Source organism: Shewanella maritima, assembly GCF_004295345.1.
GTDB classification, from domain to species: domain Bacteria; phylum Pseudomonadota; class Gammaproteobacteria; order Enterobacterales; family Shewanellaceae; genus Shewanella; species Shewanella maritima.
In genome coordinates this window covers 2,916,537-2,930,893 of record NZ_CP036200.1, presented here as the reverse complement: position 1 = coordinate 2,930,893, position 14,357 = coordinate 2,916,537, and the positions used below count along the sequence as shown (strand labels likewise).

The following is a 14,357-nucleotide window of genomic DNA, read 5'->3' as shown; positions in this document are numbered from 1 at the left end:
AAAGCTTTAACTTTAGCTTGAGCTAAAAACAACAACGCCTCGGATAGTACCGAGGCGTTTTTATTTTCAACTTGCTTGTTGTCTGTTTTTGCCGAATGAATCATACCAATTGGGATAAATAAGTGATCAGAGATTACGCAGGAAAAATCGCTTAGAACAAGGCAGAAATTGCAGCTAGCTAGTTGTTCTAACTACAAAATTTCTAACGAAGTTATAAGCGATTTTAACCAGTAAGAATGATCAAATACTTGTGTCAATTGGTATTATCTGTTGGAAAACAACCATTGATGCAGCTGACTGATATTACGCACTTGCAGCGTAGGTTCAATACCTTGCTCTGTTAACGCACCATGATGATTGAGCCAGCAGGTTTGCATCCCAGCTTGTTGGCCACCAATGATATCTGAATGCAGGTTGTCACCAACCATGAGCACTTGTTCAGGCTCAACTTCTCCCATCAAGCTTTGTGCATGGCGGAATATCTTTTTATCGGGTTTAGCTGCCCCTACCTGCTCTGAAATCACCACATGGCTGAAATATTTATCTAAACCGGTTTTTTGTAGGCGAACAGCTTGAAGCTCGGTAAAGCCATTAGTAATAATCGCCAGCTCCGCATATTCTTTTGCCTGCTCTAATAACTCAACCACGCCGCACATCGGCTGACAAATATCCGCCATCGCCTGCAAAAAGCCTTGGTTCAACTCTTGAGTGCTACAACCAATGTTATCCGCCCATTGTGAAAAGCGATTTTGCTGTAAGGTTTGCGCGTCAATATGGCCATCTTGATAGGCCACCCATAACGGCTTGTTGACGGTTTGATACTGGATAAAGTCGTCGCGGGAGAAGTCAATTTGATAATTAGCAAACAGTGCGCGCAATCCAGCAAACGCATCAAAGTGGAATAAGGTTTCGTCCGCGTCAAATAACAGCCAGGAAAATTGCTTAATGTTCATCTAAACGACTACTCAAACTCATGTGGTTTGCTAAAAATCTAACTAAACAGGGCTTGTAGTTGCGACTCTTGCGCTAACAACGATTGATAAATGGTTAACTGATTGGCAGCGCGGTCTAAATTATGCTGGGGTCTGTGCACAGCAAAATAAACATCGCCATTAAGGTGATCAGTTAAAAAGCGGCAACCTAACATCAGTGCCATTGCCTTTAAACCCACCCATAAACTTTGCTTTTCAAGAGCGGTCATCACTCCATCCAGCTGCTCAATGTAACTATTCGCCGCTGCAGTGATAACCTCAGGCCTTGCTATTACGCTTGCCAAGTTAGTGGAATCTTCTGCTTCTGGCGAACAAAAAGCACGTACCATGTCGCCAAAGTCATACATCAAATACCCTGGCATACAGGTATCTAAATCAATCACGGCCAGGCTACTCATATCCTGTTTGTTGAACAGCATATTGTTGATTTTGGTGTCGTTATGGCAAATACGCAGCGGCAATTGCGCCTCTAGCTGGGCAACATGTTCAACAAAACCTTGCTGAGACAGCACAAAATCAGCCCAAGGTTGACATTGTGCTAGCCGACCAGCAGCATCATTTTCTATCGCTTGTTTTAACTGATCAATGCGATTGCCTAAGTTGAGAAAGTTAACAATCACTTCATCAATTAAGCTCGGGTCTAAGTCACTTAACGCTGCCGCAAAATGACCAAAGGCTTTGGCAGCGGTTTGCGCATCTTGCTGGTCTTTAACCACCTCAATGGTGTGACTGCCAGGCAAGAAGGTAATGGCTCGCCAAAAACCTTGCTGATTAAAGTCTAAGTAAGCCTGGCCATCGACCGTCAATACAGGCTTAATGATCGCTAATTGATACTCGTTATTAGCTTGTTTTTTGGTGAGGTGAGCAGCAATGCTCAAGGCATTCTTCACCAGGAGTTCAGGCTGAGGAAAAACCTGAGTATTGATATGCTGCAGCACTATGGTGCGTTGGTCACTTTTCACCAAGTAAGTACGGTTAATATGACCATTACCCAGCGGGGATACGCTGGCATCGGCCAAATCGTACATTGGTAAAACGTGCTTGCGAATAAATTCCATTAACCTGTCACCCTTAGCTTACCCGAGTAACAGCTTTTTATAGCGCTCACTGGATTTCCTGTAACTTTTGCGGCTATTACACACCTTTTACAACAACTTGGCAAACTCAGGTTGCCTCATCAACGCAGCTTGACTGCCTTTTAAGCTAAAGTCATAACCACATAGCTTAAAACTGCCGCGAAGTGCGATGTCTTTAATAATTGCACCATTATCTAACGGTGAGAAACGCGCTTCAGTGCCAGAGTCATCGACTAAATCTACGGTCATTGGACGATACTGATTACCGTTATTAAACCTAAGATGACTGCAGCTGCTATCCCCTGATGCCGCAGCTAATTGCCATAGATTTTGCGGTGTGCCCTCAGCACCCAGCCAGCGAATAATTAGTATCTCACCTTCTTGTACCACCCAAAAACCATCAGGCACTTTTACAGACACCCGCGGCTGAATCTGGGTTTGTTGTTGATTTGTCGCTTGCTCTAGGCTGTCGGTTTGTCCCTCATTATCAGATGATAAAAACTGCACCGCGACGAAGGTAATAATGCCAATAACCATCACCCCACTACATACTTGCGCCGCAAGCGTAAGTGACTTTTGATGCTCACGAGCCCATACCAACCAAGTCTTTGCTAATTCGGTAACCGAGCCAGACTCTTTTGCTTCATGGTCAATATAAAATCCGCGAGGTTCAGCACTCTCGGCTTCAGGGCTTATTTCTTGCTCATCATTATCTACCCCGACGTGTTCAAAGCTGGCTTCTGCAGACTTCTGCCCGGCTTCGTAGCTAACTCCTTCACCGCCAATTTCTGCACCTAAAGTAGGGTCGCGCCTCACACTTGGTGAGCTGACTAGCTGCTCAAGTTTAGGGCCAAAGTAGCCTTGGACGTAATTGCGCAGCTGGGCACTAGGTTTGATTGCCAGTAAGATAATACAAACGACAGCCAAGACCACCAAAATCGCTAGCAGCACATTTGGCGATGCAGTAAATTGCAGCACGGAAGCCAAAAGCAATAGTACTGGTAAGGGAGCACTGTAAAATTTTGCTCCTTGGTAGTCATTTAAGCGGCGCAAACTAGCGAGACCGGACGCAATCACAAACACAATGCTTACTAGTACCGCAAATAAACTCTGAGGAAAGATAACGCCGCACAACAAGGTCAACACTAAGCAACCTAGGCTAATCGCGGCAAAACGTCCGCGGCTATCAAAGCCTTTTATGCAAAATAGTGTCGACAACATACTTAGCGCTCCTTATTGGTAACTTTCACTTATTCAAACTCAATCAAATACAGGGAGTTTGGATTTCTAGGATTTATTTTTAAGATTTCTGACGCAATTTCTCATTGCAGGGCAAAGCCTACACAATACAGGCCTCACAATACCAGTGGCATAAGGCAAAATCTTGCACTTAGGCATTACGCAGGCTCAACTTTGCAATGAAGTAAGCTTAATATTGTTAGCAAAGCTACCGAATCAACATTAATGAATGGCACTAACTTTAAGTGATTAGCACGACTACCTATTAACTCGAGTATTGTTTATCTAGCCTTACTAAGGTGCAACAGACTATAATATTAAGTTTTCTTCATCCGAATAATATCCAACCTAAAGACGCTCAATATATGAACACTCGTGGTAATTTATTTATTGTTTCAGCGCCAAGTGGCGCCGGTAAATCTTCGCTTATCTCGGCTTTGTTAAAAGACAAACCAGCAGACAAGCAAGTCTCTGTCTCGCACACCACACGCCAACCACGTCCAGGTGAAGAGAACGGTGTGCATTACCATTTTGTCTCTGTCGATGAGTTTAAAGCGCTAATTGCTGACAACGCATTTTTTGAGTGGGCAGAAGTATTCGGTAATTACTACGGCACTTCGCGCCAAGTGATTGAGCAAACGCTCGCGCAAGGCATCGATGTATTTTTAGATATCGACTGGCAAGGCGGCGAACAAGTTAAAAAACTCATGCCAGAAGCAGTTGGCATCTTTATTTTGCCACCATCAAAAACTGAACTTGAGCGCCGCCTAACCGGTCGCGGTCAAGATTCACAAGAAGTGATCGACAAGCGTATGGCACAAGCCGTGTCAGAAATGTCGCACTATAAACAGTATGATTTCGTCATTGTAAATGATGATTTTGACACTGCCCTGCAACAATTTGAGACTATCATTGCCAGCCAACGACTAACCTGTGCTAGTCAGAGCTATACTCACAATGATATGATTGTCGATCTATTGGCAGAATAAACGCCTTAGTGTACAATTTTGCGTCATTTTTTCACTGTAAGAGATAACTGGAGTTTTAAGATATGGCTCGCGTAACTGTAGAAGACGCCGTAGAACAAATCGGCAACCGTTTTGACATGATCCTGGTTGCAGCGCGTCGTGCACGCCAAATCGCCGTTCAAGGTAAAGACCCAATGGTTGAAGAGATGAACGATAAGCCAACTGTACTTGCGCTACGCGAAATCGAGTTAGGCTTAGTGACCTCAAGCACTCTAGATGCTGATGAGCGTCAATCTGTTCGTGAACGTGAAGCTGCAGAAATCGCAGCTGTAGCAGCCATTGCTGAAGGTCGTACAATCTAAGGAGTAGCACCACTTGTATCTGTTTGAAGGTCTAAAGGAGTCTGCATCCAGTTATTTAGAACCGGAGCAAGTAGAATTACTCAAGCAGGCCTATAAGGTTGCGCGAGATGCCCACGAAGGTCAAATGCGCACAAGTGGTGAGCCTTACATTACCCATCCTGTTGCCGTAGCCCGCATCCTCGCGGACATGCGTCTTGATTATGAGACGCTAATGGCAGCATTGCTGCACGACACCATTGAAGACACCCCAGTCACCAAAGAAGAGCTCGCCGAACTGTTTGGTATGACAGTCGCAGAGTTGGTAGAGGGTGTCTCCAAGCTCGACAAGCTAAAATTCCGCGACAAGAAAGAAGCGCAAGCAGAAAACTTCCGCAAAATGATGATGGCGATGACCCAAGACATTCGCGTCATTTTAATTAAGCTTGCCGATCGCACCCACAATATGCGCACCCTAGGTGCTCTGCGCCCAGATAAGCGTCGCCGTATTGCCCGCGAAACCCTCGAAATTTACGCACCTATTGCTAACCGCCTTGGTATTCACAATATTAAGACTGAGCTTGAAGACCTAGGTTTTCAGGCATACTACCCGATGCGTTATCGCGTCATTAAAGAGGTAGTAAAAGCGGCGCGCGGCAATCGTAAAGAGCTGATCAACAGCATCGAAACGGCTATTGAAAGTCGACTCGAAGAAGCTGGCATCAAAGGCTCAGTAAAAGGCCGCGAGAAAAACCTCTATTCCATCTACCGTAAGATGCGCAGTAAAGAGCTGCAATTCCAAGAAGTAATGGACATTTATGCATTCCGGGTCATTGTCGATACCATCGACACTTGCTACCGAGTGCTTGGCGCAATGCATGGCTTATATAAGCCGCACCCTGGGCGCTTTAAAGACTATATCGCCATTCCCAAAGCTAATGGCTACCAGTCTTTGCATACCTCACTGTTTGGCCCGCATGCGGTGCCAGTTGAAGTACAAATTCGTACTGATGAAATGGACCAAATGGCAGACAAGGGTGTTGCCGCGCACTGGATGTATAAGAGCAACACTGATGCTCAAGCGCAATCAACTACTCAGGTTCGTGCGCGTAAGTGGATGCAAAGCCTGCTTGAGCTGCAGCAAAGTGCCAGCAGCTCATTTGAGTTTGTTGAGAACGTAAAAACCGAGCTATTCCCTGACGAGATTTACGTATTCACCCCAGAAGGGCGTATTCTCGAACTGCCGGTTAATGCCACCCCGGTTGATTTTGCCTACGAAGTACACACTGACGTAGGTAACACCTGTGTGGGAGCAAGAGTTAACCGTCAAGCTTACCCGCTTAGTCAGCCGCTAATCTCAGGGCAAACCGTTGAGATTATTACCGCTAAAGGCGCTAGGCCAAATGCAGCATGGCTTAACTTTGTGGTGACAGGTAAAGCCCGCGGTAAGATTCGCCAGGTGCTTAAGAGCATGAAAGGCGATAACGCGGTCGGTCTTGGTAAACGCCTGCTAAACCATGCGTTAGGTGATAAAGATTTAAGCGACTTGCCAGCAGAGCAAATTCAAAAGGTCATTGAAGAAACCAAGCATGATTCACTTGAGTCACTGCTGTCCGATATTGGCCTAGGCAATGCCATGAGCATTGTTATTGCTCAGCGCCTTCTTGGGCAAGACTTACAATCAAGTGATGACAAAGATGCCAAGGTTATGCCTATTCGCGGCGCCGAAGGCATGCTGGTTACCTATGCTAACTGCTGTCGCCCTATTCCAGGTGATGCGGTCATCGCCCATGTGAGTCCAGGTAAAGGCTTAGTGGTGCACATGGAAAACTGCGCCAATATTCGCGGTTATCAGGGTGAGCCTGACAAGTACATTTCTGTGCATTGGGATAATGTCGAAGGCCTTGAGTATCAAGCCAATTTGCGGGTTGAGATTGTTAACCATCAAGGCGCCCTGGCTAAAATCACCTCAATTATCGCATCGGCTGACTCTAATATTCATAACCTCAGCACCGAAGAACGTGATGGTCGAGTCTACTTAATTAACTTACGTATTTCGGTCAAAGATCGAGTACATCTTGCAAATGTGATGCGTCGAATTCGTGTACTTCCTGAAGTATTACGAACCTCGAGAAACAGATAATAAAAGTCAGCAAAGACTGGCAATAAGACCAAACCTTAACGCCCCTATCGAAAGAGAGAAACAACATGGCAAATAAAACCATTATCGCAACAGACAAAGCGCCGCAAGCTATTGGTACCTATTCACAAGCAGTTAAAGTAGACAATACCGTGTACCTTTCAGGCCAAATCCCGCTTGTGCCAAGCACAATGGAAATGGTATCTGAGCAGTTTGAAGAGCAAGTCGTGCAGGTTTTCGAAAACCTAAAAGCGGTATGTGAAGCAGCAGGCGGTAGCTTAGAAGATATCGTTAAGCTAAACATCTTCTTAATCGACTTAGCTAACTTTGCCACGGTAAATGAAATCATGAGCCGTTATTTCTCTCAACCATACCCAGCACGTGCAGCAATTGGCGTTCGTCAACTACCTAAAGGCTCATTGGTTGAAATGGACGGTGTAATGGAGCTGTAACAGCTCGTGTAAGTGAGCTTTCACTCACTCCTACATTTATATCTTTAAAGGCGCATAATGCGCCTTTTTGTTTGCCTTTTTCTGCCACTCAATAGAGCTTTTACTCAATCAAAGCCCAATATCCAATATAAATCCCTCTTTAGATTGATTAAATCTTGCTTAATAAGCTGGGCAAAAGTTTGCGCCAGCTCACAAAAATCGCCATACTGGATTTAGAAATTCTGTAAACGTATTCAACCAAATCGCCTGAAGTCGAATCTCGAAAACGGGTGAAATAAAAACAAGAACATGGAATTGTCGATGGAAAATGTAATCAAAAATCCCCTCGAGATGCTGTCCCATTGGGTAGATACACAAGGCGATAAAGTCTATTTACGCCAGCCAATCAACGGACAATATGTTGAGTTCACCTGGAAGCAAGTTAAGCAACAAGTTGAGCTTATTGCTGGTGCGCTGCATCACCTAGGTCTAAAACGTGGCGACAAAGTCGCTATCTTGTCAAAAAACTGTGCTGAGTGGTTTATTACCGACCTTGCCCTTATGCATGGCGGCTTTATTAGCGTACCGATTTACCCAACAGCCAACGCTGACACCATTCGTTACGTACTTGAGCACAGTGGTAGTAAAGCCATTTTCTCAGGTAAGTTAGACTATTGGGCCGAGCAAGAAACAGGTGTTGGTGGCGATATTCTGCGTTTATCCATGCCTTATGACACCATGCCGTGCCAATATAGCTGGCAGCAACTTTTAGACTTTAACGACCCACTATTAGACGCGCCTAACCCAGAGCCAGAACAAACCATGACGCTGATTTACACCTCTGGTTCAACTGGTAAACCTAAAGGTGCGATTCAAACCTTCGCCAGCTACGCCTGGACATGTAATGCCGTTGTGCGTGACTTGAAAACCACGGTGGATGATCGCTTATTGTCTTATCTGCCGCTTGCTCATATTACAGAACGCGTAGCAATGGAAGGTTCATCATATTACTCAGGCTCGAGTGTCGCCTTTGTAGAAAGCCTAGATAGCTTTGTTGAAGACGTACAACGTTGCCGCCCAACGGTATTTTTCTCAGTACCGCGATTATGGACACTATTCCATCTCAACATCGTCAACAAAGTCGGCGAGAGCAAGCTTAACTTCTTGCTTAAAATCCCGATTATTTCGAGCCTGGTTAAACGCAAAATCCACAAGGGTTTAGGGCTTGAACATTGTCGCCTACTGGGTTCGGGTTCAGCACCAGTACCAGCATCATTATTACAATGGTATAGCGATATTGGGCTTAATATTTGCGAAGCCTGGGGCATGACAGAAAACTGCGCATACTCCATCATCAATCATCCATTTAATGCCAACAAAATTGGCAGTGTGGGTCGCCCAATTGAAGGCTGCCAAGTTCGCCGCACAGATGAAGGTGAGCTAATGGTGAAAAGCCCAGGCCTGATGCAAGGCTATTACTTGCAAGAAGAAGCCACCGCTGCCGCATTTGATGAAGATGGCTTTTTCTACACCGGTGATATTTGTGAGATTGATGATGACGGGTACATCAGCATCACAGGCCGCGTGAAAGACAACTTTAAGACCTCTAAGGGTAAATATGTTGCACCAGTGCCGATTGAGCGTAAGCTCGCACAAGATTCACACCTTGAATTGATTTGCGTAATTGGTTCAGGGCTGCCGCACCCAGTTGCATTAGTACAGCTATCTGAAGGTGCAGCAAAACAGCCTCGTGAAGAGGTGCGCGCGTCACTTAAAGCAACGCTTGATAGCGTCAACCCTAATCTAGAGTCTCATGAGCACGTTGATGCCATGATTGTCACTACAGATACCTGGACGGTTGAGAACGATATTCTCACCCCAACGCTTAAAATCAAGCGCCATGTGCTTGAAAAGCAATTCAACGCTAAAGCCGAGGGTATTCGCGGCGCTAAAGTGATGTGGGAAGACGAAATCTAATCAGACGATTTCGTTCACAACGCCTCAGTGCTAAACACTAATAACGCCAGCAATTTGCTGGCGTTATTTTTATATGTAACAGCCAATTAGCCCAACATCATGCCTCAAATAATCTATTAATGACATTTGTCATCTGCATCTCATTACCTTTGTCCATACGTTTATGAAGTTGATTTTTCAATAATGAACTCATCCCAACAAGGTGTTGGGCAAACAAATGGAGATGATTGAGATGAAACACTTACTTTTACTATCAAGCCTAACTTTCGCGACTTTTACTGCACAGGCAAACATTGAACAAATCGATCTGGCAGCGAGTCAAGTAAGCACAACTAAACTGGCACAGCTAGTTGAGCAAACCAGCAGTTATGAACAGGCCTATGCTAACTATCGCCTAGCTATCACGGCCAACATTACTGGGCAATCTCAGCTAACTAAAACCGCACTTAAAGATGCCCGTGAAAGCCTTGAAGCAATGAATCAACAACAGGCAACGGCTGATTCTCTAGCACTGTTGGCATCGGTTTACGGCATGGTTATCGCAACCGACTACTCACAAGCAGCGATTTTAGGCCCGCAATCTGCAGTGTTGCTTGAACAAGCTCAAGAGCTTGAGCCTGAGAATCCAAGAGTATGGTTAGTCAAAGCCATTAGTGCCTTTAACACACCAAGCATGTATGGCGGCGGCAAAGATAAAGCGCAAACACTGGCGACCCAAGCCATCAGTTACTTCGAGCAACCATGTAGTGATATTTGCTGGGGACATGCTGAAGCTTATACCTGGCGCGGTCTAGCGAAACAAGAGCAAGGAGATATAGCTGGTGCACAGGCCGATTGGCAACAAGCACTGCAGGTTGAGGCTGACTATGGCTGGGCCAAGTTTCTTTTATCTCAGCAGACCGCTAATCAGTAATCACTGCATTCAGCACATGCGACAAGTCCCAAGCAAGACTTGCGAGTATCAGTCAAGCACGGTTAAGCTAACTTAGCCGTGCAAGGAGGCTTCATGAATCAAAGCTTGACCAAAAATAAGCTCAGAGAAAAACCTAAAGCAAACCATAATATCTCAGCAGGGAGTACAGCTGAGCCTAAATCTTATGAGCAAAAAATCGCCTGGGTTTACTTACTTAACCTAGTGTTCTTTTTTGTGCCCCTGTATTTTGTGCGTGAACAATGGCTAAACGTCGCGGTCAGCCTAACCTTACTTATCCCATTTATTTACAGCTATTTCTGGGCGTATAAGTCCAATGCTGACAATGCTAAATACCCACTGTTACTAATGCTAGCAAGCGCTGTCGCAGCGGCGCCATTTTCCAGCGGTAGCTTGTCATTCTTTAGTTTTCTCAGCTTTTTTATTGGTTTTTTCTACCCACTAAAACGCGCCATTTCACTTTACCTAGGTTTGGTCGCTATCCTATTCACGCTCAATTATTTAATAGGTTATCCCCAATTATACTTCGCGCTTTATGGCAGCGGCATCTGCCTGGTGGTGGGCATGTTTGGTGTGATTGAGCATAATCGGCAGAAAAATATTCGTGAGCAACGTCAATCACAAGATGAAATTGCCCAGTTAGCTAAGTCGTTAGAGCGCGAGCGTATTGGCCGCGATCTGCACGATATTGTTGGCCATCAGCTAGCGTCCATCGCTCTCAAAGCCGAACTGGCTGAAAAACTCATCAATGCCGGTAAAACCGAACAAGCACAAACGCAAATCCAACAACTAGCCGATATCAGCCGCGAAAGCCTATCGCAAATTCGCCAGGCGGTTTCAGACTATAAGCTACAAGGGCTGCAACAAGTCATCCTCAACCTGATTGCGATTTTGCGCGATAAAGGCATCGCGGTGACATTAAATGGCGAGCTGCCTAACCTAACTGAGCTACAACAAAGCCAACTCGGTTTAATCATGACAGAAGCGGTTAATAACATGCTTAAACACAGTCGAAGTGAAAGCTGTGTTATCAACTGCCAAGTGATAGAAGATACTCTGATACTTGAACTTATCGAGTCAGCAGCAGCTAAGTCCATTGCTGCAGGTAATGGGGTTAATGGCATGCATGAGCGTGCACAAATGATAGGCGCAGAATTGGTGATTGAAGCTAAACCCGTCATGCGACTAACTGTGTCGTTGCCACTGCAAGCGAGTTAACGTCAATCGATTGCCTACAGTGGTCTAGGTTCGCAGCTTAGCTAATAACAAATTTATCAGCAAGGAAGATAAACACATGAGTCAAACAATTAAAGTGTTACTAGCAGAAGATCAAGCCATGGTGCGCGGCGCACTAGCAGCATTGCTTGAGCTAGGCGCTGATGACTTTAGTCAACTTGAAGTAACAGAAGCTGAGGATGGAACGCAAGCGTTAGCCGCGCTCAAACAAACTCAGTTTGATTTACTGCTCACCGATATTGAAATGCCAGGCAAAACCGGGCTCGAATTAGCCCAATACATTCAGCAAAACCAACCAAGCACTAAAATCATTATTTTGACTACCTTTGGCCGAGCAGGCTACATCAAACGCGCCTTAGAATATGGTGTCGGCGGCTTTTTATTAAAAGATGCCCCAAGTGATGACTTACTGGCAGCCATTACGAAGGTGATGCAAGGTAAAAAGGTCATCGACCCAGAGTTAGCCATTAGCGCAATTGGCGACAGCGACCCGCTAAACGATAAAGAACGTCAAGCACTTCGTCTCGCGGGTGACGGGCGTAGCACCTCTGATATCGCTCAAACACTATTCATTGCCGAAGGTACAGTGCGCAACTACCTGTCAGAAGCGATCAGTAAATTAGGCGCAAGTAATCGCATTGATGCCGCTAGAATCGCTAAACAAAAAGGCTGGCTGTAAATTGTTAGCGCATTTGCTAACACATGAAACTCTGATAAGATAAAAACACATGTATAAATTTACAGTAATCAGGTCTAACTAATTGTCACAGCTTGATCTTACACCCGTTACCGAGTTGAAAGGCGTTGCCAAAAAAATGGCCGAACGTCTAAATAAACTTGGCATTCACACAGTGCAAGACTTGCTATTTCATTTGCCGCTTCGCTACGAAGACAGAACGCAAATCTATCCGATTGCGGCGCTGCAATTTGGTGGCTACGGCACCATCGAAGCCGAGATCCAATCCACACAAGTTATTCCAGGTCGCAGGCGTATGCTGACCTGCACAGTTCGCGACAACACAGGTTCACTGACGCTGCGCTTCTTTAATTTCTCTATGGCGCAGCGTAACGCCATGCAGGCAGGTTCAATTATCCGCGCCTACGGTGAGATCCGCCGCGGTAAGCATCAAGCTGAGATTATTCACCCAGAATACAAGATTATAAAAGCCGGTGAGCATGCTGCGCTTAGCGAAACCTTAACGCCGATTTACCCAACGACCGAGGGCTTAAAACAAGCAAGCTGGATAAAACTGACCGATCAAGCATTAAGCTTGCTCAGCCACGGCGGCCTACCTGAATTATTGCCAAGTCATCTACATCCAAATAATTTAAGCCTGCAGCAGGCTTTGCAAATGGTGCATCGCCCACCAAGTAACACCGACCCGACTGAATTTGAGCTAGGTAGCCACCCAGCCCAACAACGATTAATTCAAGAAGAACTGCTAGCCCATAACCTGAGCATGTTAAAACTCAGAGCTCGCAGCAATAAAGACAGTGCGATTGCCCTTAACGCGAGCGACAAGCTAATCAAACCATTTTTAGCGTCGCTACCTTTTAGTCCCACTGGTGCCCAAGCGCGAGTAGTGCAAGACATTAGCGCAGATATCGCTAAACCACAGCCAATGATGCGACTAGTTCAAGGTGACGTGGGTTCGGGTAAAACCCTAGTTGCCGCCCTTGCTGCATTAAGAGCAATTGAAAATGGCTATCAGGTCGCCATGATGGCGCCAACCGAGCTGCTCGCTGAGCAACATGCAGCAAACTTTGCCAGCTGGTTTGAGCCACTTGGGCTAAAAGTAGGCTGGCTCGCAGGCAAACTAAAAGGCAAAGCCAGAGCGCAAGCGTTAGAAGATATCGCATCGGGCGATGCTCATATGGTGATTGGCACCCATGCTATTTTCCAAGAGCAAGTATTATTCAATAAACTGGCGCTGATTATCATTGATGAGCAGCACAGGTTTGGTGTCCATCAACGTTTGGAGCTGCGAGAAAAAGGCGTGAAACAAGGCTTTCATCCGCATCAATTGATCATGACAGCAACCCCCATTCCGCGAACTCTGGCAATGACAGCTTATGCTGACCTCGATACTTCAATTATTGATGAGCTGCCACCGGGGCGAACACCTGTTACTACAGTCGCATTGCCAGATAGCCGCAGACAACAGGTGATTGATCGCGTACGCCAGGCTGCATTAGAAGATAAGCGTCAGACTTACTGGGTTTGCACCCTTATTGAAGAGTCTGAGGTGTTAGAGTGTCAGGCGGCAGAAGATACTGCGCAGGAGCTTGCACAAGCACTGCCCGAGCTAAAAGTTGGCCTAGTTCATGGGCGCATGAAAAGCACTGAAAAGCAGGACATTATGGCGCGCTTTAAATCTGGCGAATTGCATCTGCTAGTTGCTACGACCGTTATCGAAGTAGGTGTTGATGTCCCTAACGCGAGCTTAATGGTGATAGAGAACCCCGAACGGCTCGGACTTGCTCAGTTGCACCAGTTACGAGGACGAGTTGGCCGTGGTGCCGTAGCGAGCCATTGCGTACTTATGTATAAAGCTCCCCTATCGCAAACCGCGACCAAACGTCTTGGGGTTTTACGCCAAAGCAATGATGGCTTTGTTATCGCGCAAAAAGATTTAGAAATCCGCGGTCCTGGTGAAGTGCTCGGCACCAGGCAAACAGGCTTAGCCGAGCTAAAAATTGCTGACCTTGTGCGCGATCAACATCTTATCTCTGGAATCCAAAAATTGGCGGTACATGTAAAGCAACAAGCACCTGAAAACGTCGACGCTATTATTCACCGCTGGCTCGGCGATCGCGAGCAATTTGTGCAAGCATAGCGATATCACCTGTGAAGCTATGCAATCTTGCATAATCTGCGGTTTTCAGGGTGATCAAGATTATATATTTTTAATTTAGCTAGCTAAGAGCTAGACAAGCCTTATGAATATTGCAGAATGAACAAGCTGTCGCTGATTTGAATAAAAATCAAACAGACACAAATATGTAGTGAGGCACAATTGACTCTTATA

12 protein-coding genes are annotated in these 14,357 nt (G+C 45.7%); 9 read left to right on the top strand and 3 right to left on the bottom strand.

Annotated elements, in window-relative coordinates; translation table 11 throughout:
* Positions 1-263 precede the first annotated feature (263 nt).
* The 3 genes from yjjG to EXU30_RS12585 form a co-directional block, all read right to left on the bottom strand.
* Positions 264-953, bottom strand: coding sequence for a pyrimidine 5'-nucleotidase (gene yjjG, locus EXU30_RS12595; protein ID WP_130600563.1), 690 nt, complete (start codon positions 951-953; stop codon positions 264-266).
* A gap of 38 nt (positions 954-991) precedes the next feature.
* Entirely contained in the window at positions 992-2,050 is a 1,059-nt protein-coding gene (locus tag EXU30_RS12590) for a phosphotransferase enzyme family protein (protein ID WP_130600561.1), read from the bottom strand.
* An 87-nt stretch (positions 2,051-2,137) separates the two neighbouring features.
* Positions 2,138-3,289: a hypothetical protein gene (locus EXU30_RS12585; RefSeq protein WP_130600559.1), complete on the bottom strand. Its 1,152-nt coding sequence runs from the start codon at positions 3,287-3,289 to the stop codon at positions 2,138-2,140.
* Between the two features lie 383 nt (positions 3,290-3,672).
* On the opposite strand from EXU30_RS12585, the gene gmk reads away from it, so the two are divergent.
* The 9 genes from gmk to recG all read left to right on the top strand — a co-directional run bounded on the left by gmk (position 3,673) and on the right by recG (position 14,165).
* A complete protein-coding gene (gmk, locus tag EXU30_RS12580) occupies positions 3,673-4,296 on the top strand; it encodes a guanylate kinase (protein ID WP_130600557.1) in 624 nt (207 codons plus the stop codon).
* Between the two features lie 62 nt (positions 4,297-4,358).
* Positions 4,359-4,637 (top strand): DNA-directed RNA polymerase subunit omega, encoded by a 279-nt coding sequence (gene rpoZ / locus EXU30_RS12575; RefSeq protein WP_130600555.1) that lies wholly within the window; start codon positions 4,359-4,361, stop codon positions 4,635-4,637.
* Between the two features lie 13 nt (positions 4,638-4,650).
* Positions 4,651-6,756, top strand: a complete 2,106-nt coding sequence (gene spoT / locus EXU30_RS12570; RefSeq protein ID WP_130600553.1) for a bifunctional GTP diphosphokinase/guanosine-3',5'-bis pyrophosphate 3'-pyrophosphohydrolase — start codon at positions 4,651-4,653, stop codon at positions 6,754-6,756.
* A 65-nt stretch (positions 6,757-6,821) separates the two neighbouring features.
* Positions 6,822-7,205, top strand: a complete 384-nt coding sequence (locus EXU30_RS12565) for a RidA family protein (RefSeq protein WP_130600551.1) — start codon at positions 6,822-6,824, stop codon at positions 7,203-7,205.
* Positions 7,206-7,505: 300 nt separating this feature from the next.
* A complete protein-coding gene (locus EXU30_RS12560) occupies positions 7,506-9,161 on the top strand; it encodes an AMP-binding protein (protein ID WP_130600549.1) in 1,656 nt (551 codons plus the stop codon).
* Between the two features lie 232 nt (positions 9,162-9,393).
* Positions 9,394-10,074, top strand: coding sequence for a tetratricopeptide repeat protein (locus tag EXU30_RS12555; RefSeq protein WP_130600547.1), 681 nt, complete (start codon positions 9,394-9,396; stop codon positions 10,072-10,074).
* Between the two features lie 93 nt (positions 10,075-10,167).
* Positions 10,168-11,310 (top strand): sensor histidine kinase, encoded by a 1,143-nt coding sequence (locus EXU30_RS12550; RefSeq protein ID WP_130600545.1) that lies wholly within the window; start codon positions 10,168-10,170, stop codon positions 11,308-11,310.
* A gap of 88 nt (positions 11,311-11,398) precedes the next feature.
* On the top strand, positions 11,399-12,007 hold the full coding sequence (locus EXU30_RS12545; protein ID WP_130603457.1) for a response regulator transcription factor: 609 nt from the start codon (positions 11,399-11,401) through the stop codon (positions 12,005-12,007).
* A gap of 82 nt (positions 12,008-12,089) precedes the next feature.
* Positions 12,090-14,165 (top strand): ATP-dependent DNA helicase RecG, encoded by a 2,076-nt coding sequence (gene recG, locus EXU30_RS12540; protein WP_130600543.1) that lies wholly within the window; start codon positions 12,090-12,092, stop codon positions 14,163-14,165.
* The last annotated feature ends 192 nt before the right edge of the window (positions 14,166-14,357 follow it).

Excerpts from the sequence above, each read along its gene's own strand:
- EXU30_RS12560 (WP_130600549.1), top strand. The coding sequence starts at position 7,506 with ATGGAAAATGTAATCAAAAATCCCCTCGAGATGCTGTCCCATTGGGTA.
- EXU30_RS12590 (WP_130600561.1), bottom strand. The coding sequence starts at position 2,050 with ATGGAATTTATTCGCAAGCACGTTTTACCAATGTACGATTTGGCCGAT.
- rpoZ (WP_130600555.1), top strand. The coding sequence starts at position 4,359 with ATGGCTCGCGTAACTGTAGAAGACGCCGTAGAACAAATCGGCAACCGT.
- EXU30_RS12585 (WP_130600559.1), bottom strand. The coding sequence starts at position 3,289 with ATGTTGTCGACACTATTTTGCATAAAAGGCTTTGATAGCCGCGGACGT.
- EXU30_RS12555 (WP_130600547.1), top strand. The coding sequence starts at position 9,394 with ATGAAACACTTACTTTTACTATCAAGCCTAACTTTCGCGACTTTTACT.
- EXU30_RS12550 (WP_130600545.1), top strand. The coding sequence starts at position 10,168 with ATGAATCAAAGCTTGACCAAAAATAAGCTCAGAGAAAAACCTAAAGCA.
- yjjG (WP_130600563.1), bottom strand. The coding sequence starts at position 953 with ATGAACATTAAGCAATTTTCCTGGCTGTTATTTGACGCGGACGAAACC.
- EXU30_RS12565 (WP_130600551.1), top strand. The coding sequence starts at position 6,822 with ATGGCAAATAAAACCATTATCGCAACAGACAAAGCGCCGCAAGCTATT.
- gmk (WP_130600557.1), top strand. The coding sequence starts at position 3,673 with ATGAACACTCGTGGTAATTTATTTATTGTTTCAGCGCCAAGTGGCGCC.